Below are 23,541 nucleotides of genomic sequence, written 5' to 3'. Positions count from 1 at the left end.
TTAACCCGAATTCGGACACGGACACTCTCTGGGGGGCTGCAGGCGGAAAGCGCGTGCAACATCTTCGGGGGTGGCCGAATGGGCGGCGTATATGGTGTTACGCCGCCCCGGCTTTGTCGAGAGGTTGCCCAAAAAAAGCAGGCCATGCGCCATGTTTATAGCGTCAATTAACCGCCTGCGATCAGTTCGCCATGAGCGGCTCGAACACCACCCGCTCAATGTCCAGGCTGCCGACCAGCAGAGCACATTTTACCTGCACGGCGTGGCCGTAGCTGGCGAAATGCACCTCGAACTGCGCCAGCAGCTCGCTGTGACCGGCGGTCACGCCAGCGCTGCGCACCGTCTGCGGCGCCAGCCACACCGCGCCGCTGTCACTGACCACCTCGAAGGTGCTTTCAGTGCCCGGCTGGGTAACCCGCCCCCACACCTGCAAGCGGTAGCTGCCTGCCGCCACCGACCGCGCGGGGCCGGCCATCAACAGGCCAGGCACGCCCTGCCCTCTGATCCAGGGGCCGCTGGCAAGGCCAACCTCGGTGCGCATGTCGTAACCGGCCTGCAGGCTGAGCTGGAATGGCTTGGCAATCACTGCGTCGAGTGCGCCCTTGACCGACAGGCAGGCATCTTGCCAGGTACGGATGCGGTACTGGGTTTGCACCTTGTGCTCCATGGCCGCAAGCGCAGCCTTGTCGGTGCTCAGGGTCAGGATGGCATCGGCCCAGGCCTGAGGCGACCAGGGGTCCACGTACTGAACCAGGTCGCCCCCCACTTCGGGCAACGAACCGCGATCGGAGCACAGTACGGCCTTGCCCATGGCCAAGGCTTCGCCCACTGGCAGACCCCAGCCTTCATACAGCGACGGGAACACGAAGAATGTGGCGTGGCGGTACAGGTGGCTCAGGTCGTTGTCGCTGACGTGGTTGAGCTGGACGATCTTGCCCTGTACCAGCGGGTCGAGCTGCATGTCCATCAGCAACTCGGAGACACCCCACCCCGGCATGCCCACGAACACCAGCTTGGGCAGTTTGTCCTTGTGCCCCTGGGCGCACAGCAGGTGATAGGCGCGGTACAGCACTTCGTGGTTCTTGCGCCGCTCGATGGTGGACACGAACAGAATGTAGGGCTCCTGCGCCAACTGGGCCACGGCGGCCGACGGCTCGCCCGCAGCCTTCTGCACGTTGTCGCCCAGCGGGAAGATGTGCGTGGGCACCTGCACGCCACCTACCTGGTCCAGCAGGCCGACCAGGTCTTTCTGGCTCTGCCGGGAAATGCACAGGGTGAGGTCCGAGCCTTCGGCCACATCAATGAAATAACCGGTGAAGCGCTTGGCTACGTCACTGACGCAATACTGCGGGTACAACACCGGGATCAGGTCATAGCAGCACGTTACCACCTTGACGCCATACACTTTGCGCAGGGCAGCGAACGAGCGCCAATATGGGTAATCCCAATCCAGCCCCACACTGAGCAGGATGTCGCCGGCCTTGAATTCGGCCCCTGGCAGCGCCGAGCCTGAGCGACCATCGCTGGCTTCGGCCTGCACCGGTGGCAGGTAGGCCAGGTTGGGGTTGCGTTTTTGCAGGTAACGCTGGGTGCGGAACTTGGCCGACATCAACAGGCGATTGACGCCGGGTCGAAAGCGCGCGGGGGTCAGGGACAGCGCAGCCTGCGCCATTGCCGCCAGCGCCGCCTTGCGGCCCAGCAAAGGGAACATCAGCGGTGCAGCCGGTGGCGTGGCCACCGCAGCGCTGGCGGCAGGCGCGACGGCTGCCGCAGCAGGTGCCTTGGTGGGGTATTTGGCAGCATAGACGTCCAGGTCAACGAAGCGGTCGTGGTTCCACACACAACGCTTGAAGTTGACCGTGCCGAACATGGCCTCCAGGCCCTGGGTCAGTTCCTGCTCGACGCGCACGACACCAACGGCCGGGCGCTGCCAGTTACTGCTGGTGGTGACGTTCATCCAGACAGTGGGGATGGTTCTGCTCATCAAGAAGCCCTGGCGACAATAGTCTCAACAAAAGAGGGAAGTGCCTGCAGGCAGGCTTCCCACAATACAACGCGGCGGGCCGCCTGCTGCGGCTCGCTCAACACCAGCGGCGCGGTTTGCATGGCCGCACGAAGCGCTGCCTTGAACGCCGCCGGGGTATCAGCCACGGTAACGCCTGGGGCTTCGTGAAAGGCCTCGAAACCACGCATGGCGACGCTGGTGGCCACTACATGACGGCCTGACCACAAGGCTTCGGCGGTTTTCAGGTTGGTACCGCCGCCCTGGGTCAGGGGCAGCACCAGGCAATGGGCGGTGTCCAGCAGCCCCGTGAGGCAGGGGGCACTGACCATGCCGGCGATAATGGTGTGATCGGCCAGGCCCGAGGACCTGTGCAGCACCTCATGCTGGTTGATGAGGTAGCCTGCGGCACCCGCCACCACCAGGCGCTGGTCGAAATCCAGCGCCCCGAAGCCACCCGCCATCATGCTGGCGAAGCCGTTGACGTTAGGCTGGTGGGCGCTGCCACAGAACAACGCGATCTTGCGCTGCTGGGTCAACTGGTTAGCCTCGCGAATACCGGCGTCCGACACCACCCAGGGGCTGATGCCGTTGGGGGCGAACTGCACGGGTGCCGAAGTCACCTGGCGCGCCCACTCCTCGTCATGGCGCGAAACGCACAACACGCCGTCCGCCTGCTGCATGGCACGGGTTTCCAGCGCCTGCACTTCACGGGTCAGGCGCTCCGCGTCCGGGTGGTTGGCAGCCCTGAGAATGTCACCCTTGAGGTGGTATTCAATGTTTTGCGAACCGTAAATCACCTTGGCCGCGCTGGCCCCCGGCACGCTGGCGACGTATTTGCGCGCAAAGTCGAACAGCCAGGGCTGCTCGACATGGATCAGGTCCGGCACTTCCTGGACCTGGCCGACCAAGGCCGCAAACAGCGCCTCGTCTTCCACCAGCAAGCGCGAAATGCCGTAATCCTCGTTGCCCTGCCCGCCCAAGGCGGCGGTGGCAAAACGGTGATCGCCGGGGTAGTCGACGAAGCCTTCACTGCGGGGGTAGCCGGCACTGCCGAGAATGCCCGCCAGCCGCACCTGGTGCCCGGCACGGCGGTAAGTATCGATCAGGCCTTGCGAGCGCAGTTGGCCGCCGTGCTTGGGGTCATCCACGGGGTACAGCGAGAGAAAAAGAATACGCATAGTTATCTCGAATCAGACCGCGCCCGTGTTGGAAACTGCGGGCGTTGCCTCGCTGCCGGCTCGCAGGTACCACTGGTTATTGAGGACGACGTCCTTGAGCTGCAACGTGGATTGCTCCCAGGTCAGCCAAGGCATGCCGGTGGAGCGTGGAATCTCGTCACGCTCGCGCATCTCCAGCCAGCTCACCACAGCGTCTGCCAGCGCAGCCGGCTCCTTGCCGCTGAAGTAGTAGGCGTGCTCGCCGGCCACTTCCATGAACACCGGCAGGTCGCGGGCAATGATGGCGATCTCGTGCTGGGCGGCTTCGATCAGCGGCAAGCCAAAGCCTTCGCCCTCGGACGCCGCCACCAGGCAGGTGGACGCCTTGTAGATGGCCTCCAGGTACTCATCGCTGGCGCTGTCCGCCCAGATCAGGCGCTTGCCGAACTCGGGATGGGTGTTGATCTGCTCTACCAGCGGCTCGACGCTCCAGCCCTGCTTGCCGACAATCATCAGGTTGACGTCAATACCCTTCTGCCACAGCAGGTCGAAAGCCGCTACCACTTGCGCGTGCCCCTTGCGTGGCTCCACAGTGCCCACGACCAAAAAGGTCGGCCGACAGGTCAGGGTGTCCAGCACGGCCGGTGCGTTTTCAGGCAGGCCGGTGGTGGGGGCAGAGCTCTTGAGGTCGGCGCCCAGGTGGAACCAGCCGATGTTGAGCTGCTCGTGGGGCAGACGGCGGGTTTGCACCAGCCAGGTCTTGTATTCGTCGGCCACGGCCTTGGAGATGCAGATGGCGCCATCGTTCTGGGCAATCACGCCCAGCCAGTCGGCATGCAGGTGCGCAGCACCCTGCCAGAAGGAGTTGGGCATGAAGATCGGCAGCAGGTCGTAGATGACGAACTGCATCTTGACCCCGGCCTGGCGCATCTTGGCGTATTCGTGCGCGTGCGAGATCACTACCTGGTGCTGTAGATCCAGGCCCAGGAACTGGTCGCCGGCATGATATTCGATGGGGGCGAAATCGGCCTTGGTGAAGCTGAAACCGTGAGCGTCCTGATTGACCGTGACGTACTGGTAGCCCAGGCCATCGGCCGTGCCGAACACCGGACGCACTTCGTAGCCGGCCGGCGGGTTGTTCAGCAACTCCCCCAGAATGCTGCGCACCACGCGCTGAATACCGGTACGGGCATCGCGCTGCATCAACTCGGAAATGTCGATGAACATCTGCTTGCCCTGGCCTGGACGACGCTGGCCACGGCGGCGACTGCCCACCAGGGCATGCTTCATCTGCCGGGCGATCAGCACCGGGGAGCGCGTGCCTTCACGCAGCGCCTTGATGATGAAACGCAGTGGCCAGGTCAGGCGCCACGAAGTACTGCGCTGGATATCCTCCAGCCGTGTCCGATACTCCTCAGCCTGCAGCCACCAGTGGTGGGCGTTGGCGAGCGACTCGTTGAGGCTGCGTTCGGTGCTTTCAACCTGGCGGGCAAGCTTCAGCACTTGCTCGGCATAGGTGTCAGAAATTGCCAGTCGCCGGGTCATTGTTTCGATAAGCTCTGTACGTTTATCCAAGTCTTCGGTCTGCAGCTTCAATTGCTGAACTTCGACAAGGGACTGGTTGGCCGTCTGCTGTACGTCTTCGAGTGAAGCTGGCAGGTTTTCCAGCGCTTCCAGTCGCTGATTGATACCGTGATCGTAACGCGCGGCAAGCATGTCGAGTCCGACTCCATAGTGTGAAGAAAATGCCGCCTCAAACAGCGCCATCTGCGCCTCGGGTGCTGCCTTCTGTGCGACGATCGCATAGTCCGGGCTAGCCCCACCCAGGACACTCATCAGGTCCACAGGGTTGGAATCAGCGACCGACGGCGGTTCGTTGAGCCGCAACAGCTTGACCCTCGCGAAGCCCGTGTGCTCGGCCAGAAAACTCAGCAGCAGGTAAGGGATCGGGCGTTCGTGGGTGGGGTCGAGGTAGAAATTGCTGGAGCCCACCACCAGGTTTTCGGCGTTGGGCGTCTCCAGCACCAGCAGGCCACCGGGTTTGAGCGCGTGCAATGCATCGCTGACCAACTTCTGCAGCGCCGGAAAGGGAACGTGCTCGGCCAGATGGAAACCCGAGACCAGCACCAGGCTTTCCTCGCCCTTGGCAGCCAGGGCAGCCAGGGCGTCGCCCCGCTCCACCGGCAGGCCCAGTTCATGACATGCTTGCAGCATGCCCTCGTCCTGGTCGACGCCCAACGGCGCAAAGCCTTGCTCCATGAGCACCTGCAGCCACTCCCCGCGGCCGCAACCCAGGTCCATGGCCGGGCACTCGGGATACAAGGTCTGCAACGGTTTGATGAACGGCAGGTAAACCTGGAGTCGCTGCTGGATCAACTCGCGGGTACCACGGTGACGATCTTCGAATGCACGATAAAACGGCGAGGTCATCGATTAAATTCCACAGTCGGTTGTATCCACGCCATCCCCACGAATTCTTTCTTGGAGGTGTTGACCACGTTGAACACCAACGCCAGATCACGCCACTCGTAGTTCTTGGCCACGTGATTATCATCGGCATGCAGGGCGACGGCCACTGAATACGAGCCCACCCCCAGGTTTGCGTTGAAGCTGAAGTTGTAGCTCAGCTCTTCCCCCGCCTTCAACGCCTCGAGCTTGCACTCCAGGAAGTGGGTGTTGGTACCGAACACAGGCTGCCCCAGCCTGTCCTTGATCAGGTAGCCAATCACCAGCTCGGGAATGTCGCTGTTGACCCGGGCTTTGACGTTGAGGCGCACGGCCTCACCCACGGCCACGAACTCGACCGCCTCGCCCTTCTCGTTGTGCAGGCTGACCGACTCAACCGTCGCCTCGCGGCTGCCGGACACAGTCTGGACGCTGCCGTCTTCCAGGCGATGGACCGTGACGGTCTCGTTTTCCTTCTCGGCGATCAGCGCGTTGTAGTAGTCCATGACCTCTTCAGGCTTGCCGTCCTTGAGCACCGCGCCGCCCTCGAGCAGGATCGCGCGGCCGCACAGTTTCTGGATGGCCCCGCGGTCGTGGGACACGATCAGCAGCGAAGTGCCCAGCTCCTGGAACTCGCGAATACGCTCGAAGCTCTTGTGCTGGAAATAGCTGTCGCCAACCGACAGCGCCTCGTCGACGATCAGGATGTCGGGACGGAATGCCGTGGCCACGGCAAACGCCACGCGCATCTGCATACCGCTGGAATAGGTACGCACGGTTTCATCGAAGTAGTCGCCGATTTCGGCGAACGCCTCGATGTCTTTCATCGCACCATGAATCTGCTCCGAGCTGAAACCCATCAGGCCAGCGGCATGGTGAGCGTTCTGGCGGCCGGTGAGCTCAGGGTTGAACCCCATGCCCAGTTCCAGGATGGCGGCGATGCGGCCATTGACCTGCACGCTGCCCACGGTGGGCTGCAGGGTACCGGTGATCATTTTCAGCAATGTGGACTTGCCAGCGCCGTTCTGGCCGACGATACCAATGGCCTCGCCCGGCTCGATGACGAAATTGATGCCCTTGAGCACCCAATGTTCTTCACGGGGCCGCGAAGGCAGGTAGAACCAGCGGGCTATGCGCTGGAATTCCGAACGGTAGGTGCGGTAGGCCTTGCCCAGGTCGTTGACGATCAGCAGGCTCATAGGGCATCTACCATTTCAGGGGCTGCGCGACGGAACATGAACAGACCGACAATCATCAAGGCAAACGAGATGGCCATGGTGATGCCGACGGAGGTCAGGTCCGGGGTTTTGCCGTATACCAGGATGCTGTGGTACGCACTGACGATGGAGAACATCGGGTTCAGGTCGACAGTGCCCTTGAGGTACTCGGGAATGATGTTGACGGGGTACACGATAGGCGTGAACCAGAACCACACCTGCATGATGATCGGCACCACCTGGCCAATGTCACGGATAAACACGTTCAGCACGCCCAGGATCAGGCCCAGCCCCACCCCCAGCGCCACCACGGCGATGGTCAGGGGGATGAGCCAGAACATCTGCACGTTAGGCATCTGCCCCAGCAAGGCGAACACCACCAGCATGGCCACGAACAGCAGCAGGTTGTTGAGCAGCGCGGAACCTACCACGATCACCGGCAGGGTGATGCGTGGGAAGCTCATCTTCTTCATCAGGTTACCATGCTCAATGAACAGGTTGAGATAGCGGTTGATGATTTCAGAGAACAGGTTCCAGGCCAGCGAACCAGCCATCAGGTACAGGGGGTAGCCGTAGCTGTTCTCCACCCCTGGCAGCTTGGCCGCCAGTACGTTGGACAGGATCAACGCGTAGATGGCGACCTGGGCCAGCGGGTGGACGATCATCCACAGGCCACCCAGGCGGCTGCGGGCAAAACGGGTAACGAACTCGTTCCGTATTGACGAAAGAATGAAGCCCCGGTAGTTCCAGAGCCCCGTCAGCATTCCAAACATAGTTACTCCTGAATCAGACGCTCAATTTCAATCAAACGCTGGTCTACCAATGCCGGATTTGCTCGACTTTCGATATTCAAACGCAAAAGTGGCTCAGTGTTGGAGCCGCGCAGGCTGAAACGCCAGTCGGCGAATTCGACACTGATGCCATCGGTCTTGTCGACCGAGGGGTTCTGGGGCAGATAGTGGGCCAGGATCTTGTCGATGCTGCCGGCTACATCATTGACCTTGTAGTTGATCTCGCCGCTGCAAGGGAATGCCTGGATGCGCTCATCCACCAATTGCGCCAGGGTCTTGCCGGTCTCGGACATCAAGGCCGCCACCAGCAACCACGGGATCATGCCGCTGTCGCAGTAGGCGAAATCGCGGAAATAATGGTGGGCGCTCATTTCGCCGCCGTACACGGCGTCTTCCTGGCGCATGCGCTCCTTGATGAACGCATGGCCGGTCTTGCTCTGGATGGCCACGCCCCCTGCCTGCTCGACCTGCTCGATGGTGTTCCAGGTCAGGCGCGGGTCGTGAATGATCTTGCTGCCAGGGTGCAGCTTGAGCAGCATTTCGGCCAGCAGCCCGACCAGGTAGTAGCCCTCGATGAAGCGGCCGTCGGCGTCGAAGAAGAAGCAGCGGTCGAAGTCACCATCCCAGGCCAGGCCCAGGTCGCAGCCGTTTGCCAGCAGCGCCTGGCGGGTCAGCTCGCGGTTTTCCGGCAGCAGCGGGTTGGGCACGCCGTTGGGGAAGTTGCCATCAGGCTCGACGTTGATGAACACCCATTGCAAGGGCAGTTTGTCGACCAGGGCCTGAACCACCGGGCCTGCGGCGCCGTTACCAGGGTCCGCCAGAACTTTGAGTGGCTTGAGCGCCTTGACGTCAACGTAGCTGAGCAGGTGTTCGAGGTACGCGGACTTGTCGAACGCCTCGCGCACCTGGCCGGGAGTGGCGGCCGACGCACCCAGGTTGCCAGCGTCGACGCGGTCGCGTACGGCGTTGAGACCGGTGTCGCCACTGATCGGACGCGACTGCGCCTTGACCAGTTTCATGCCGTTGTAGCCTTTGGGGTTGTGACTGGCCGTGACCATCACACCACCGTCAGCCTGGTAATGGCTGGTGGCGAAGTAGACTTCTTCGGTGCCGCATAGCCCGATATCGATCACATCGGCACCGGCCTCGGTAAGGCCGCGCACCAGCGCGGCCGCAAGGCCCGGGCTTTCAAGGCGCATGTCACGCCCCACCACGAAGGATTTGCCCTGAAGCTCGGCGACCAGCGCGCGCCCGATTCGATAGGCAATGTCATCATTGAGTTGAGCAGGCACTTGGCCGCGGATGTCGTACGCCTTGAAGCATTGAGTCTGGATTGGGGGATACATTCTGTTCACCGACTGAAATGTCCGTGGCCACCCGAGGGTGGCCAGCGGCGAGAATGGACCACCAGCGTGAAAGTCCGCTGGCGCGAGCCTTGTAAGGCAACAAGGCTCGGATCTGGTTCAGTGCCGACTTACTTGTCGACCCGTCCGTAGTTGTCTTCGAAGCGCACGATGTCGTCTTCGCCCAGGTAATCACCGCTTTGTACTTCGATCAGCACAAGGTCGATTACCCCCGGGTTTTTCAGGCGGTGCTTGTGCCCCGCGCGAATGAAGGTCGACTCGTTGGTGTTGAGCATCAGCTCTTGAGTATCGTTGACCACAACGGCCATGCCGCTGACGACGATCCAGTGCTCACTGCGGTGGTGATGCATTTGCAGCGACAACGAAGCACCGGGTTTGACCACGATTCGCTTGATCTTGAAGCGCTCACCGTTCTCCAGGGTAGTGTAGGTTCCCCAAGGGCGGTGAACGGTCTGGTGCAGCAGGTGCGCGGTGTGGGCCTTGGCCTTGAGCTGGCCGACAATGTGCTTGACGTCCTGGGCATGGTCCTTGTGCGCGATCAGCATGGCGTCCGGGGTGTCGATGACCAGCAGGTCCTCGACACCGACCAGCGCGGTCAGGCGATGCTCGCTGTTCACATAGTTGTTGACCGAACCATGGGCCAGCACTTCGCCCTCGAAGCGATTGCCATTGGTGTCTGCTGCGGTCAGCTCGCTGACTGCGTTCCAGGAGCCGATATCGCTCCAGCCGATGCTGCACGCAATGGTCGCCACCTTCGAGGAGCGCTCCATCAGGGCGTAGTCGACGGAGATATCCGGCACCTGGGCAAACGCCTCGGCATCCAGGGCCAGGCAGCTGTAGTCGGCCGCCTTGGTGCAGCGCGATTTTTCCAGGGTCAGGGAGACGGCGGCGAGCACGTCCGGGGCATGCTTGCCCAGTTCCTCGAGGACCGTGCCCACGCGGAAACAGAACATGCCCGAATTCCAGAAATAGTTGCCGGCGGCGATGTAGCTCTCGGCGGTCTTCAGGTCGGGCTTCTCGACGAAGCGCTTGACCTGCAGCCCCCCTTCCAGCGAGCCAGGGCCAGCGGCCTCGATGTAGCCGAACCCGGTTTCCGGATACTGGGGCTCGATGCCGAAGGTCACCAGCCAACCCTGGGCGGCCAGGTGCGAGGCCTGCTTGACGGCAACGCCGAACGCTTCTTCGTCGGCGATCAGATGGTCGGCGGCCAACACCAGCATCTGCGCGTCGGCCCCGTGGGAGGCGTTCAACTGCAGGGCGGCGGCGGCGACGGCGGCGGCAGTGTTGCGGCCGAACGGCTCGAGGATATAACCCTGTGGGAGGCCGGCCTGGTTCACCGCACGGTATTCATCTTCAGTTTTGAAGAGCAGCTCGCGGTTGGTAACGGTCATGACTTCTACCGTTCCCTCCAGGCGCGCCGCGCGGATGAAGGTTTTCTGGATCAGATTCTGACCATCTGGCAGCGCCATGAAGGGCTTGGGATGAGCTTCCCGAGAGACAGGCCACAACCGGCTACCAACACCACCGGAGAGAATTACAGGAATCAGTTCCATAGCTTTGAAAAATCCTTAACGGCCGCCCAGTCGGACCCTGGAAACAGCAACGATCATGTTGGTTGAACCAGACCACGACACCCCCGGATTCAACGCTTGGACAAGCCGCCGCAGCCTGGGAATGGGATCATGGGTAAACCGGGTTAGAATATCAGAGAAGGTCTTGGGAAGGGTTCTTGTCGGCGCTCTGCAAGAGGGAAGTTTTGCAACCGTATATAGACAGCAAAAGCCTGCTTCAAGTTTCCAGACATCGAAAAAACAGATCCGCACGCCTAGAGGCTGCGGACCTTCCGGGCTCGCGATCGACGCATGGACGCCATCAGAGCCAGGATAGGCCCGACAACCATGCCGCCCAGGAAGGCCAACAGAATGAACAACGAGACAGGTAACTGAGGCAGGGCGTGGCCAAACACAACCAATGTCGAGGGTTGCTGATTTTCCAGCACAAATACAATCACAACTGCTAGCACTAGCAGCACAAAGATAATAAGTAAGAGTTTTTTCAAGTTGCGCACTGCATTCTCCAGGCCGAACCGAACTCAGGCATGTTCATGCTCTTCATCCTCATTCACTCGATCGCGCAGCTCTTTGCCCGGCTTGAAGTGAGGAACGAATTTCCCATCCAGACTGACCGACTGCCCGGTCTTGGGATTGCGGCCTACCCGTGGCGCCCGGTAGTGCAGCGAAAAGCTGCCAAAACCGCGAATCTCGATACGATCACCCGTGGCCAGGCACTGTGACATCTGCTCAAGCATGGTCTTGATGGCCAGCTCCACATCCTTGGATGAAAGCAGGCCTTGATGGGTGACAATACGGTCGATCAGTTCAGATTTCGTCATATTTTTCCCTTCTTTATCAAGAAGCTAGACAATCGCTTCAAAGGTTTTAGCATGGCTGGAGGGATTTGAACAGCCCGCGTATTGACTTGTTGCAAAGGTTTACGGTAGATCACGGAGTCCAGCCATCAGGATTGCCTGCAACGCACCACCAGGCTACGGCTCGACATGCCTGCAGGATTGATACCAAAGGGGTAGTCAGGCGTATCGTCGCTCAGGTCCGTGGACTTGCTCAGCACGCTATACCCTGGCGCACCGCAGGCGCTCTCCGCTTTCTCGTAACACTTCTCCCAGGAAGAGGTAATACCCGAGCAATTGATGTGCAGGGTAGCGATGCCCTTCACGTTATGGCTGGACATGGTCGCTGCGCAGCCGGACAACGCGATCAACAGGGTGAGTGGCAGCCATCCTTTCATTACCTATCCTTTCGATTGCCCCGAAAACGGTCAATGACCCTTTCGCCAATTTGCCGCATGCCCTCTTTTGGGTAGACAACTGATTTTGCAGGAGATTCTCCTGCATTCCGGATTTCTTCCGGCGGAGCATCAGAGTGGCGACTGTTTATGACTGTTTAATGTAGCAGGCCGGATGAAGGTACACCGCTGCCGCACCGGCACAATCAGCAGGCAGGCCGAAACGGCCTGCCTGCTGCTGGAGGCCACTGGCTCACTGCACCTCGACCTCAACGGCCTGATCCCCCCTTGGGGTGCGCTCGACGCTGAAGGTCACTCTCTGGCCCTCCAGGAGGCTCTTGAAGCCATCACCCTTGATGGCCTTGTAGTGAACGAACAGATCCTTGCCTGTTTCAGCGGCGATGAAGCCAAAGCCTTTTTCGTTGTTGAACCATTTGACGGTGCCGGTGGGCATGGGCGCTTCTCCTTGAATGAACAGCCGCGACGATGGGAACGCGCGGGCTTCCTGCGTGGGTGAGCGGACGATAGTGCGACAGGAGAGGCAGGAGGATCAACGAAGGGATTGTTTCAAAATGAAGCCGTAGCAGCGGCCGCCAGGCCGCGTCTGGGTGAACCGTGATACGCCTGGAGTAGCCAGCGCCTGCGGACGCGGCCTGGCGGCCGCTGCTACGGGGAGTGTCGCTCGATCGCCGGCAGGTAAATCGCGGGCACAAAAAAGGGCGACCGAAGTCGCCCTTTTTCTAATGGTCAATCAGAACTTAGTTCTGCTTTTCCATTTGAGCACGCAGCAGGTCACCCAGGGTGGTTGGACCAGTTGCGATGTCCGAAGCAGCTGGCTTGTCGCGCAGGCTTTGGATTGCTTCTTTCTCGTCTTCAACGTCTTTCGACTTGATGGACAAGTTGATCACGCGCGACTTGCGGTCAACGCTGATGATCTTGGCTTCGACTTCTTCGCCTTCCTTCAGGACGTTACGCGCGTCTTCAACGCGGTCACGGCTGATTTCGGAAGCTTTCAGAGTGGCTTCGATGTCGTCGGCCAGGGTGATGATGGCGCCTTTGGCGTCAACTTCTTTAACGGTACCGCGAACGATAGCGCCTTTGTCGTTGACAGCAACGTAGTTGGAGAACGGATCGCTTTCCAGTTGCTTGATGCCCAGGGAGATGCGCTCACGCTCTGGATCAACCGACAGGATCACAGTGTTCAGCTCATCGCCTTTCTTGTAGCGGCGTACTGCTTCTTCGCCAGCTTCGTTCCAGGAGATGTCGGACAGGTGAACCAGACCGTCGATGCCGCCGTCCAGACCAATGAAGATACCGAAATCGGTGATCGACTTGATGGTGCCGGAGATTTCGTCGCCCTTGTTGAACTGGCCAGAGAAGTCTTCCCATGGGTTCGACTTGCACTGCTTGATGCCCAGGGAGATACGACGACGCTCTTCGTCGATGTCCAGAACCATGACTTCCACTTCGTCGCCGACTTGTACGACTTTCGAAGGGTGGATGTTCTTGTTGGTCCAGTCCATTTCGGAAACGTGTACCAGACCTTCAACGCCTTCTTCCAGCTCAGCGAAGCAGCCGTAGTCGGTCAGGTTGGTCACGCGCGCCATGACGCGGGTGTTCTCTGGGTAACGAGCCTTGATAGCAACCCATGGGTCTTCACCCAGTTGCTTGAAGCCCAGGGAAACGCGGTTGCGCTCGCGATCGTACTTCAGAACCTTGACGTCGATCTCGTCGCCAACGTTGACCACTTCGGAAGGGTGCTTGATGCGCTTCCAGGCCATGTCGGTGATGTGCAGCAGGCCGTCCACGCCGCCCAGGTCCACGAAGGCGCCGTAGTCGGTGAGGTTCTTGACGATACCCTTGACTTGCTGGCCTTCCTGCAGCGATTCCAGCAGAGCTTCGCGCTCGGCCGAGTTCTCTGCTTCCAGGACGCTGCGACGGGAAACGACAACGTTGTTGCGCTTCTGGTCCAGCTTGATGACCTTGAATTCCAGCTCTTTGCCTTCCAGGTGCGTGGTATCACGAACCGGACGGACGTCGACCAGGGAACCAGGCAGGAACGCACGGATGCCGTTAACGTCGACAGTGAAGCCGCCTTTAACCTTACCGTTGATAACGCCCTTGACCACTTCTTCGGCGGCGAAAGCTGCTTCCAGAACAATCCAGCACTCGGCGCGCTTGGCTTTTTCACGGGACAGCTTGGTTTCGCCAAAGCCGTCTTCGACCGCGTCCAGCGCAACGTGAACTTCGTCACCGACCTTGATGGTCAGCTCGCCAGCTTCGTTGTAGAACTGCTCGAGCGGGATGACGCCCTCGGATTTCAGACCGGCGTGGACAGTAACCCAGTCACCGTCGATATCGACAACGATACCGGTGATGATCGCACCTGGTTGAAGGTTGAGGGTTTTCAGGCTTTCTTCAAAGAGTTCCGCAAAGCTTTCGCTCATTTTAATTCCTGTAGATTTGGGCGGTAGAAACGCCCATCAGCCGCACTCCAGACAATGCGGGTTCGTTCATAGTAAAGAAGGCGTACGGGCTAGGGACTGGTTTCCCGTACGCGTTCTGGTCACCCGGCGATGTCGCGTAGTGCGACTTCGCTCATGATGCGTTCCAACACCTGCTCTATGGACAATTCCGTGGAATCCAGCTGTATGGCGTCAGCCGCCGGCTTGAGCGGGGCTACCGCTCGCTGGGTGTCACGCTCATCGCGCGCACGTATCTCATCTAGCAGACTCGACAGACTAACATCTTCGCCTTTGCCCTTCAACTGCAAGTAACGTCGACGAGCACGCTCCTCGGCACTGGCGGTCAGGAAGATTTTCAGCGGTGCGTCAGGGAACACCACGGTGCCCATGTCGCGGCCATCGGCGATCAGGCCCGGGGCCTCCAGGAACGCGCGCTGGCGCTGCAGCAGGGCGTCGCGCACGGCCGGCAGGGCGGCGACTTTCGAGGCGCCGGCGCCGGCGGTCTCGGTGCGGATCACGCTGCTGACCTCATCACCCTCGAGGATGATGCGTTGCAGCTGGCCTTCGGTGGCGGCGATGAATTGCACATCCAGATGAGCGGCCAGTTGCGCGAGCAAGGCTTCGTTGTCCAGGGCCACGCCATGGTTGCCGGCATTGAAGGCCAGCAGGCGATACAGGGCGCCGGAGTCCAGCAGGTTCCAGCCCAGGCGCTTGGCCAGGATACCGGCCACAGTGCCTTTGCCCGAGCCGCTTGGGCCGTCGATAGTAATTACTGGCGCGTGGGAAATCACGACTTGCCCTCTTCGGTTACACGGATCCCGACCTGGCCGCACAGGGCCAGGAAGTTGGGAAAGGAGGTGGCGACGTTGGCGCAATCCAGGATGCGGATGGGCGCACTGGCGCGCAGCGCGGCGACGCTGAAGGCCATGGCGATGCGATGGTCGCCCTGCCCTTGCACTTCGCCGCCCTGCATTGCACCGCCGTCGATGATGATGCCGTCCTCGGTTGGCTGACATGTTACACCCAGCGCCTTGAGGCCGTCGGCCATGGCCTGGATGCGATCCGATTCCTTGACCCGCAGCTCCTGGGCGCCGCGCAGCACGGTACGCCCCTGGGCGCAGGCGGCGGCGACGAACAGCACCGGGAATTCGTCGATGGCCAGCGGTACCAGCTCGACAGGAATATCGATGCCCTTGAGCGGCGCCGAGCGCACATGCAGGTCGGCCACCGGCTCGCCGCCCACTTCACGACGGTTTTCCAGACGAATGTCGGCGCCCATCAGGCGCAGGATGTCGATGACACCGGTGCGTGTGGGGTTGATACCCACGTGCTCCAGCACCAGGTCCGAGCCTTCGGCGATGGACGCGGCCACCAGGAAGAACGCGGCGGAAGAAATATCCCCCGGCACTTCGATGCGCGTGGCCGTCAGTGGCTGGCCGGCCGCCAGGGACACCGTGGCGTCCTGCGTATTCACCGGGTAGCCAAAGCCACGCAGCATGCGCTCGGTGTGGTCGCGGGTCGGCGCCGGCTCGGTGACGCGGGTCTCGCCTTGGGCGTACAGGCCCGCCAGCAGCAGGCTGGCTTTGACCTGGGCACTGGCCATGGGCAGCGTGTAGTCCAGCGCCTTGAGCGGCTGGCCACCGCGAATGGTCAGCGGCGGCAGGCCGTCGGCGCCGGTCTCGATCTGCGCACCCATTTCCCGCAGCGGCTTGGCCACGCGGCTCATGGGGCGTTTGGACAAGGACGCATCGCCGGTCAGCACGCTGTCGAAGCGCTGGGCCGCGAGCAGCCCGGCCAGCAGGCGCATGCTGGTGCCGGAATTGCCGACATAAATAGGCCCCGGCGGCGGCTGCAAGCCATGCAGGCCGACGCCATGAATGGTCAAGCGGCCGTGGTGCGGACCCTCGATGACCACACCCATGTCGCGGAACGCCTGCAAGGTGGCCAGGGCGTCCTCACCCTCAAGGAAGCCCTCCACCTCGGTAGTGCCGTCGGCGAGCGCGCCGAGCATCACCGCACGGTGGGAAATGGATTTGTCGCCCGGCACGCGAATGCGCCCCGAGAGGCGGCCGCCCGGCGCGGCGACGAAGTTCAGGTCGCGCGCCTCGCGCTTGTCCACGTAGGCACGGCGGGCGAGGATCTTGCCGAAGTGCTCGCGCGCCATGCGCGCACGGGTGAACACGCCGAGCATCTTCTGTCCGTCGCCGGCGTCCACGGCGTCGCGCAGCGCGTCCAGGTCGCTGCGGAAGGTGTCGAGGGTGCGCAGCACCGCGTCACGGTTGGCCAGGAAGATGTCATGCCACATCACCGGATCGCTGCCGGCAATGCGCGTAAAGTCGCGGAAACCGCCCGCGGCGTAGCGGAAGATTTCCAGGTTTTCGTTGCGCTTGGCCAGGGAATCCACTAGGCCGAAGGCCAGCAGGTGCGGCAGGTGGCTGGTGGCCGCCAGCACTTCGTCGTGGCGCTCGATGGCCATGTGCTCGACGTCGGCGCCCAGCGCACGCCACAGCGCGTCGACGATGGACAGCGCACGCGGCGCGGTCTCCGGCAACGGCGTGAGGATGACCTTGTGGCGCTGGAACAGCTTGGCGTTGGAGGCCTCCACCCCGCTCTGCTCGGACCCGGCAATGGGGTGGCCGGGCACGAAGTTGAGCAGCTGCGCCGGCGCCAGCACCTCACGCGCCGCACGCACGACGTTGCCCTTGGCACTGCCCACGTCGGTGAGGATGGCATCGCCCAGGTCGAGCTGCGCCAGCTTGGCCAGCAGCTTTTCCATGGCCAGGATGGGCACGGCCAGCTGGATCACGTCGGCGCCCTTGCAGGCTTCGGCCAGGTCGGCCTCGCAGCGGTCGACCACGCCCAGCTCCACCGCCAGCTTGCGCGACTGCGGGTCCAGGTCCAGGCCCACCACTTCCGCGCACAGGCCGCTTTCGCGCACGCCCTTGGCGAAGGAACCACCGATCAGGCCCAGGCCAACCACCACCAGGCGGCCGATCAGGGGCTTGGGTGCTACTACCGAAAAACCATCAACCACGTGCCAGGACCTTGCTCAGCGCTTCCAGGAAACGAGCGTTTTCAGTCGGCAGGCCAATGGTCACCCGCAGGTGGTTGGGCATGCCGTAGTTGGCCACCGGACGCACGATCACGCCTTCCTGCAACAGGCCCTGGAACACCGGTGCGGCCACGCGGCCCAGGTCGATGCAGAGGAAGTTGCCCTTGGACGGGATCCAGCCCAGGCCCAGCTCGCGGCAGCCTTCCTGCAGCTGTTGCATGCCGAACTCGTTGAGCTCGCGGCTCTTGGCCAGATAAGCGGAGTCGGTCAGCGCCGCACAGGCGGCCGCCAGGGCCAGGCTGTTGACGTTGAACGGCTGGCGCACGCGGTTGAGCACGTCGGCGATCACCGGCGACGACAGCGCGTAGCCCACGCGCAACGCTGCCAGGCCATAGGCCTTGGAGAAGGTGCGCGAGACCAGCAGGTTGGGGTGCTGCGCCAGGTAGTCGAGGCCGTCCGGCAGCTCGCCGCCGGTGGCGTATTCGATGTAGGCCTCGTCCAGCACCACCAGCACGTCCTGCGGCACGTCGCGCAGGAAATCGCCCAGCGCCTGGGCATTGAACCAAGTGCCGGTAGGGTTGTTGGGGTTGGCGATGAAGACGATGCGGGTGTCGGCGTCGATGGCCGCCAGCATGGCCGGCAGGTCGTGGCCCCACTCCTTGGCCGGCACCACGCGCGACTCGGCGCCCACGGCCTGGGTCACGATCGGGTAGACGGCGAAGGCGTGTTCACTGAACACCGCGTTCTGGCCAGGGGCCAGGTAGGCGCGGGCCACCAGCTCGAGGATGTCGTTGGAGCCGTTACCCAGGGTGACCTGGTTGACCTGCACGCGGCAGCGCTCGGCCAGCAGGGTCTTCAGCTCGAAGCCGTTGCCATCGGGGTAGCGGGTCAGCTCGGCCAGTTCGTTGGCGATGGCTTCGCGCACCTTGGGGCTGGCACCCAGCGGGTTTTCGTTGCTGGCCAGCTTGACGATGTTCGCCGGGTCCAGGTTCAACTCGCGGGCCAGTTCATCCACCGGCTTGCCGGGGACGTAAGGCGACAGCTTTTGTACGCCCGACTGCGCGAGGGCGAGAAAATCACTCATTGCTAAACCTCAGAGAACGGCTTTCGGGTACGAGCCCAGCACCTTGAGTGCCACGGCTTCCTGGCTGATCTTCTCGAGCACGCCCTTGATCAGCGGATCACGGTGATGGCCGACGAAATCGATGAAGAATACGTAGGTCCATTTACCGCTGCGTGACGGACGGGTCTCGATACGGGTCAGGTCGATGCCGTTGTCGTGGAACGGCACCAGCAGCTCGTGCAGCGCACCCGGGCGGTTGCTCATAGAGACGATGATCGAGGTCTTGTCGTCGCCGGTGGGCGGCACTTCCTGGTTGCCGATGATCAGGAACCGCGTGGAGTTGTCCGGGCGGTCTTCGATTTTCTCGGCCAGGCGGGTCAGGCCGTAGAGGCTGGCCGCCATGTCGCCGGCAATGGCCGCCGAGTTCCACTCGCCCTTGACCCGCTTGGCGGCCTCGGCGTTGCTGGACACGGCGATACGCTCGACGTTGGGGTAATGCGCGTCCAGCCACTTGCGGCACTGGGCCAGGGACTGGGCGTGGGAATAGATACGCGTGATCGCGTCGGTCTTGGTGCTTTCGCCAATCAGCAGGTGATGATGGATACGCAGCTCCACCTCACCGCAGATGACCATGTCGTGTTCCAGGAAGCTGTCCAGGGTGTGGTTGACCGCACCCTCGGTGGAGTTTTCCACCGGCACCACGCCGAAGTTGACCGCACCGGCCACCACTTCACGGAACACTTCGTCGATGGCCGCCATCGGCTTGCTGATCACGGCGTGACCGAAGTGTTTCATGGCCGCCGCCTGGGTGAAGGTACCTTCAGGGCCCAGGTAAGCGACTTTCAGTGGGTTCTCCAGGGCCAGGCACGAGGACATGACTTCGCGGAACAAGCGCGCCATCTCTTCGTTGCTCAATGGGCCCTTGTTGCGTTCCATCACGCGCTTCAGCACCTGGGCTTCACGCTCGGGCCGGTAGAACACCGGCACCTCGCCTTCGGCCAGGGAGGCCATTTTCACGCGGGCAACTTCTTCGGCGCAGCGGGCACGGTCGCTGATCAGTTCGAGAATTTTCTCGTCCAGGGCATCGATGCGCACCCGCAGGGCTTTCAGCTCCTGGTCAGACATCAGGCGTTTTCCTTCTCGAACTCGGCCATGTAGGCAACCAACGCTTCAACCGCGTCCAGGCCCAAGGCGTTGTAGATGGAGGCACGCATGCCGCCCACCGAACGGTGACCCTTGAGGTTGAGCAGGCCACGGGCGTCGGCGCCGGCCAGGAAGGCCTTGTCCAGGCGCTCGTCCGCCAGGCGGAACGGCACGTTCATCCACGAGCGGGCGTTGTGCGAGATCGGGTTGGTGTAGAAGGCACTGCTGTCGATGAAGCCGTACAGGCGGTCTTTCTTGGCGCGGTTGCGCGCTTCCATGGCCTCGACGCCACCCTGCTCCTTCAGCCACTCGAACACCAGGCCCGAGAGGTACCAGGAGTAAGTGGCCGGGGTGTTGTACATCGACGCGTTGTCGGCGGCGATCTTGTAGTTGAGCATGGTCGGGCAGGCGCTGCGGGCGCGGCCCAGCAGGTCTTCGCGAATGATCACCACCACCAGGCCGCTGGGGCCGATGTTCTTCTGCGCACCGGCGTAGATCATGCCGTACTGCGACACGTCGATGGGGCGCGAGAGGATGTCGGAGGACATGTCCACCACCAGCGGCACGTCACCGGTCTGCGGTACCCAGTCGAATTCCAGGCCGCCGATGGTTTCGTTGGACGCGTAGTGAACGTAGGCGGCGCCTGGAGTCAGGTTCCACTCGTTCTGGCCAGGAATGGCCAGGTAGTCGTAGGGCTTGGCGCTGGCGGCGACGTTGATGTTGCCGTAGCGACGCGCTTCCTCGATGGCCTTCTTCGACCAGATGCCGGTCTCGATGTAGTCCGCGGTGCCGCCTTCGGGCAGCAGGTTCAGCGGGATCTCGGCGAACTGCTGGCTGGCGCCACCCTGCAGGAACAGGACCTTGTAGTTGGACGGAATGGACAGCAGGTCACGCAGGTCCTGCTCGGCCTTCTCGGCAATGGCCACGTAGTCGTCGCTGCGGTGGCTCATCTCCATGACAGAGAGACCCTTGCCGCGCCAGTTCAGCATTTCGGCCTGGGCGCGCTGCAGGACAGCTTCAGGGAGCGCAGCGGGACCTGCGCAGAAGTTAAAGGCTCGGTTGCTCACATCCACTCTCGCTCTGCTTGAATTCGTTAGATCGGCGGTGAGGCCATCGCGGCCAAGGCCGGCTCCTACGGCCAACGTTGACGGCAACCAGCACCACCACCCAAATATCATTGAGGGCACCGAAGTGCCCCCATGATCCATCACGACAATTTATTCCTGCGGCAACTCGTCGTCGCCTGGCGCCTCATCCGGCACCTCGGCGCCTTCGGCCGGCGCTTCGAAGCCCTCTTCGCCTTCGAGCAATTCCTCGCCCTCGACTTCCGATGGCTCCTGCACGCGCTCCAGGCCTACCAGCGTCTCGTCGCTGGCCAGCTTGATCAGCGTCACGCCCTGGGTGTTACGGCCCAGGCTGGAGACTTCGCTGACGCGGGTACGCACCAGGGTGCCCTGGTCGGAAATCAGCATGATCTCCTCGCCGTCCAGCACCTGTACAGCCCCGACCAGACGGCCGTTGCGGTCGTTGCTGACCATGGCGATGACGCCCTGGCCGCCACGCTTGTACTCGGGGAACTCGCCGATGGCGGTGCGCTTGCCATAACCACGCTCGGAAGCGGTGAGGATCTGGCTGCCTTCTTCAGGGATCAGCATGGAAATCAGCTTCTGCCCTTCTGGCAGGCGCATGCCGCGTACGCCGCGGGCGGTGCGGCCCATGGCCCGTACGTCGGATTCCTTGAAGCGGGTGACCTTGCCACCGTCGGAGAACAGCATGACTTCACGCTCGCCGTCGGTGATGGCGGCCGAGATCAGCACGTCGCCTTCGTCCAGCTCCAGGGCGATCAGGCCCACGCTGCGCTGGCGGCTGAAGGATTCCAGCGGGGTCTTCTTCACGGTGCCGTTGGCGGTGGCCATGAAGATGAAGTGACCTTCGGTGTATTCCTCCACCGGCAGCATGGTGGTGATGTACTCGCCATCGTCCAGCGGCAGCAGGTTGACCAGCGGGCGACCACGGGCGGCACGCGAGGCCTCCGGAATCTCGTAGGTCTTGAGCCAGTACACCTTGCCTTTGCTGGAGAACAGCAGCAGGGTGGTATGGCTGTTCGCCACCAGCAGGTGGGCGATGTAGTCTTCGTCCTTCACGCCGGTAGCCGACTTGCCCTTGCCGCCGCGGCGCTGGGCCTGGTAGGCAGCCAGTGGCTGGGTCTTGGCGTAGCCGCCGTGGGAGATGGTCACCACGCGCTCTTCTTCCGGGATCATGTCACCCAGGGTCAAGTCCAGGCGCGCGTCGAGGATCTCGGTGCGGCGCACGTCGCCGTATTCGGCGCGGATCACTTCCAGCTCTTCGCGGATCACTTCCATCAGGCGCGCGGCGCTGTTGAGGATGCGGATCAGTTCGCCGATCTGGTTGAGGATCTCCTGGTACTCGGCCAGCAGCTTCTCGTGCTCCAGGCCGGTGAGGCGGTGCAGGCGCAGGTCGAGGATGGCCTGGGCCTGTTCCGGCGACAGCCAGTACTTGCCGTCACGCAGGCCGTATTGCGGGTCCAGGTTCTCGGGGCGCGACGACTCGGCGCCGGCCGCTTCCACCATGGCCACCACGGCGCTGGATTCCCAGGCGGTGCTGACCAGCGCTTCCTTGGCCTCGGACGGCGTCGGCGAGGCCTTGATCAGGGCGATGACCGGGTCGATGTTCGACAGGGCAACGGCCTGGCCTTCCAGGATGTGGCCGCGCTCGCGGGCCTTGCGCAGCTCGAACACAGTGCGGCGGGTGACCACTTCGCGGCGGTGACGCACGAAGGCTTCCAGCAGGTCCTTGAGGTTCAGCACGCGCGGGCGGCCGTCGATCAGGGCCACCACGTTGATGCCGAACACGGCCTGCATCTGGGTCTGGGCGTAGAGGTTGTTGAGGATCACCTCCGGCACTTCGCCGCGACGCAGCTCGATGACGATGCGCATGCCGTCCTTGTCGGACTCGTCGCGCAGTTCGGTGATGCCTTCCAGCTTCTTCTCTTTCACAAGCTCGGCGATCTTCTCGATCAGGCGAGCCTTGTTCAGCTGGTACGGCAGCTCGGTGACCACGATCTGCTGGCGCCCGCCGACCTTGTCGATGTCTTCGACGGTGGAACGGGCACGCATATAAATGCGGCCACGGCCGGTGCGGTAGGCCTCGATGATGCCGGCGCGACCGTTGATGATGCCTGCGGTCGGGAAGTCGGGGCCAGGGATGAACTGCATCAGTTCATCGATGGTGATGTCGGCGTTGTCGATCAGCGCCAGGCAACCGTCGATGACTTCACCGAGGTTGTGTGGCGGGATGTTGGTGGCCATGCCCACGGCGATGCCGCTGGAGCCGTTGACCAGCAGGTTGGGGATGCGCGTCGGCATCACCGCCGGGATCTGCTCGGTGCCGTCGTAGTTGGGCACCCAGTCCACGGTTTCCTTGTGCAGGTCGGCCAGCAGCTCATGGGCCAGCTTGGTCATGCGCACTTCGGTGTAACGCATGGCCGCGGCGTTGTCGCCGTCCACCGAACCGAAGTTGCCCTGGCCGTCTACCAGCAGGTAGCGCAGGGAGAAAGGCTGGGCCATACGCACGATGGTGTCGTAGACCGCGGTGTCACCGTGAGGGTGGTACTTACCGATCACGTCACCGACCACACGGGCGGATTTCTTGTACGGTTTGTTCCAGTCGTTACCCAGTTCACTCATCGCAAACAGAACGCGGCGATGCACGGGCTTCAAGCCATCACGCGCATCAGGCAGTGCACGCCCGACGATGACGCTCATCGCGTAGTCGAGGTAGGACTGTCTCAGCTCGTCTTCGATATTGACCGGGAGGATTTCTTTGGCCAGTTCGCCCATGAGAAGCCTGATTCCTTTTTCTGGTGAAACTCCGTCACATCCAATGGGACGAACGAAGCTCGCCGCCGACGGCACGGCCGTGAGGCGACTTACGACAAATCAACGAGTTATGCTCTGGATCTGCGCAGTGGGGGCCGCCTCAAAGGGCGACCCTGGAAACCGTCGGATGTTACCACA

Annotated in this window: 17 protein-coding genes; all 17 read right to left on the bottom strand. The window is 62.3% G+C overall.

The window, feature by feature from the left end:
- Positions 1 to 181: 181 nt before the first annotated feature.
- The gene (locus tag AC0J42_RS07695; RefSeq protein WP_473005696.1) at positions 182 to 1,984 is read right to left on the bottom strand and encodes a glycosyltransferase family 4 protein; all 1,803 of its coding nucleotides are present in this window, start codon (positions 1,982 to 1,984) and stop codon (positions 182 to 184) included.
- On the bottom strand, positions 1,984 to 3,183 hold the full coding sequence (locus AC0J42_RS07690; RefSeq protein WP_473005695.1) for a glycosyltransferase: 1,200 nt from the start codon (positions 3,181 to 3,183) through the stop codon (positions 1,984 to 1,986). Before AC0J42_RS07690 ends, AC0J42_RS07695 begins: the two co-directional genes overlap by 1 nt.
- Before the next feature lie 12 nt (positions 3,184 to 3,195).
- Entirely contained in the window at positions 3,196 to 5,592 is a 2,397-nt protein-coding gene (locus AC0J42_RS07685) for a glycosyltransferase (RefSeq protein ID WP_473005694.1), read from the bottom strand.
- The gene (locus AC0J42_RS07680) at positions 5,589 to 6,806 is read right to left on the bottom strand and encodes an ABC transporter ATP-binding protein (protein ID WP_473005693.1); all 1,218 of its coding nucleotides are present in this window, start codon (positions 6,804 to 6,806) and stop codon (positions 5,589 to 5,591) included. Before AC0J42_RS07680 ends, AC0J42_RS07685 begins: the two co-directional genes overlap by 4 nt.
- Positions 6,803 to 7,597: an ABC transporter permease gene (locus AC0J42_RS07675; RefSeq protein WP_473005692.1), complete on the bottom strand. Its 795-nt coding sequence runs from the start codon at positions 7,595 to 7,597 to the stop codon at positions 6,803 to 6,805. The genes AC0J42_RS07680 and AC0J42_RS07675 overlap by 4 nt, the downstream gene beginning before the upstream one ends.
- Positions 7,598 to 7,599: 2 nt before the next feature.
- Entirely contained in the window at positions 7,600 to 8,961 is a 1,362-nt protein-coding gene (locus AC0J42_RS07670) for a phosphohexomutase domain-containing protein (RefSeq protein ID WP_473005691.1), read from the bottom strand.
- Positions 8,962 to 9,089: 128 nt separating this feature from the next.
- Entirely contained in the window at positions 9,090 to 10,532 is a 1,443-nt protein-coding gene (locus AC0J42_RS07665) for a mannose-1-phosphate guanylyltransferase/mannose-6-phosphate isomerase (protein WP_473005690.1), read from the bottom strand.
- A 539-nt stretch (positions 10,533 to 11,071) separates the two neighbouring features.
- Entirely contained in the window at positions 11,072 to 11,371 is a 300-nt protein-coding gene (gene ihfB, locus AC0J42_RS07660; RefSeq protein WP_008370717.1) for an integration host factor subunit beta, read from the bottom strand.
- Positions 11,372 to 11,496: 125 nt separating this feature from the next.
- Positions 11,497 to 11,784 carry a hypothetical protein gene (locus AC0J42_RS07655; protein WP_416423021.1) on the bottom strand — a complete coding sequence of 96 codons (288 nt, stop codon included), beginning with the start codon at positions 11,782 to 11,784 and terminating at the stop codon, positions 11,497 to 11,499.
- Positions 11,785 to 12,034: 250 nt separating this feature from the next.
- Positions 12,035 to 12,235 carry a cold-shock protein gene (locus AC0J42_RS07650; protein WP_416423020.1) on the bottom strand — a complete coding sequence of 67 codons (201 nt, stop codon included), beginning with the start codon at positions 12,233 to 12,235 and terminating at the stop codon, positions 12,035 to 12,037.
- 304 nt (positions 12,236 to 12,539) lie between these two features.
- Positions 12,540 to 14,228, bottom strand: a complete 1,689-nt coding sequence (gene rpsA / locus AC0J42_RS07645) for a 30S ribosomal protein S1 (protein WP_027977357.1) — start codon at positions 14,226 to 14,228, stop codon at positions 12,540 to 12,542.
- A gap of 119 nt (positions 14,229 to 14,347) precedes the next feature.
- Positions 14,348 to 15,037 carry a (d)CMP kinase gene (gene cmk, locus AC0J42_RS07640; protein WP_416423019.1) on the bottom strand — a complete coding sequence of 230 codons (690 nt, stop codon included), beginning with the start codon at positions 15,035 to 15,037 and terminating at the stop codon, positions 14,348 to 14,350.
- On the bottom strand, positions 15,034 to 17,244 hold the full coding sequence (locus tag AC0J42_RS07635) for a bifunctional prephenate dehydrogenase/3-phosphoshikimate 1-carboxyvinyltransferase (protein ID WP_473006821.1): 2,211 nt from the start codon (positions 17,242 to 17,244) through the stop codon (positions 15,034 to 15,036). The genes cmk and AC0J42_RS07635 overlap by 4 nt, the downstream gene beginning before the upstream one ends.
- Positions 17,245 to 17,272: 28 nt before the next feature.
- Entirely contained in the window at positions 17,273 to 18,382 is a 1,110-nt protein-coding gene (gene hisC / locus AC0J42_RS07630) for a histidinol-phosphate transaminase (RefSeq protein ID WP_473005688.1), read from the bottom strand.
- 9 nt (positions 18,383 to 18,391) lie between these two features.
- Positions 18,392 to 19,486, bottom strand: coding sequence for a prephenate dehydratase (pheA, locus tag AC0J42_RS07625; RefSeq protein ID WP_416423017.1), 1,095 nt, complete (start codon positions 19,484 to 19,486; stop codon positions 18,392 to 18,394).
- Positions 19,486 to 20,571 carry a 3-phosphoserine/phosphohydroxythreonine transaminase gene (gene serC / locus AC0J42_RS07620; RefSeq protein WP_416423016.1) on the bottom strand — a complete coding sequence of 362 codons (1,086 nt, stop codon included), beginning with the start codon at positions 20,569 to 20,571 and terminating at the stop codon, positions 19,486 to 19,488. Before serC ends, pheA begins: the two co-directional genes overlap by 1 nt.
- 150 nt (positions 20,572 to 20,721) lie before the next feature.
- Entirely contained in the window at positions 20,722 to 23,364 is a 2,643-nt protein-coding gene (gene gyrA / locus AC0J42_RS07615; RefSeq protein ID WP_416423015.1) for a DNA gyrase subunit A, read from the bottom strand.
- Between the last annotated feature and the right edge of the window lie 177 nt (positions 23,365 to 23,541).

Source organism: Pseudomonas sp. Tav-5-1A, assembly GCF_055755055.1.
Note: the sequence above shows the minus strand (reverse complement) of the source record. Positions and strands in the feature narration are given on the sequence as shown.

Coding starts and splice junctions, on each gene's coding strand:
- AC0J42_RS07665 (WP_473005690.1), bottom strand. CDS start 10,532: ATGGAACTGATTCCTGTAATTCTCTCCGGTGGTGTTGGTAGCCGGTTG.
- AC0J42_RS07685 (WP_473005694.1), bottom strand. CDS start 5,592: ATGACCTCGCCGTTTTATCGTGCATTCGAAGATCGTCACCGTGGTACC.
- AC0J42_RS07680 (WP_473005693.1), bottom strand. CDS start 6,806: ATGAGCCTGCTGATCGTCAACGACCTGGGCAAGGCCTACCGCACCTAC.
- pheA (WP_416423017.1), bottom strand. CDS start 19,486: ATGTCTGACCAGGAGCTGAAAGCCCTGCGGGTGCGCATCGATGCCCTG.
- hisC (WP_473005688.1), bottom strand. CDS start 18,382: ATGAGTGATTTTCTCGCCCTCGCGCAGTCGGGCGTACAAAAGCTGTCG.
- AC0J42_RS07690 (WP_473005695.1), bottom strand. CDS start 3,183: ATGCGTATTCTTTTTCTCTCGCTGTACCCCGTGGATGACCCCAAGCAC.
- AC0J42_RS07670 (WP_473005691.1), bottom strand. CDS start 8,961: ATGTATCCCCCAATCCAGACTCAATGCTTCAAGGCGTACGACATCCGC.
- rpsA (WP_027977357.1), bottom strand. CDS start 14,228: ATGAGCGAAAGCTTTGCGGAACTCTTTGAAGAAAGCCTGAAAACCCTC.
- AC0J42_RS07695 (WP_473005696.1), bottom strand. CDS start 1,984: ATGAGCAGAACCATCCCCACTGTCTGGATGAACGTCACCACCAGCAGT.
- AC0J42_RS07655 (WP_416423021.1), bottom strand. CDS start 11,784: ATGAAAGGATGGCTGCCACTCACCCTGTTGATCGCGTTGTCCGGCTGC.
- AC0J42_RS07650 (WP_416423020.1), bottom strand. CDS start 12,235: ATGCCCACCGGCACCGTCAAATGGTTCAACAACGAAAAAGGCTTTGGC.
- gyrA (WP_416423015.1), bottom strand. CDS start 23,364: ATGGGCGAACTGGCCAAAGAAATCCTCCCGGTCAATATCGAAGACGAG.
- ihfB (WP_008370717.1), bottom strand. CDS start 11,371: ATGACGAAATCTGAACTGATCGACCGTATTGTCACCCATCAAGGCCTG.
- AC0J42_RS07675 (WP_473005692.1), bottom strand. CDS start 7,597: ATGTTTGGAATGCTGACGGGGCTCTGGAACTACCGGGGCTTCATTCTT.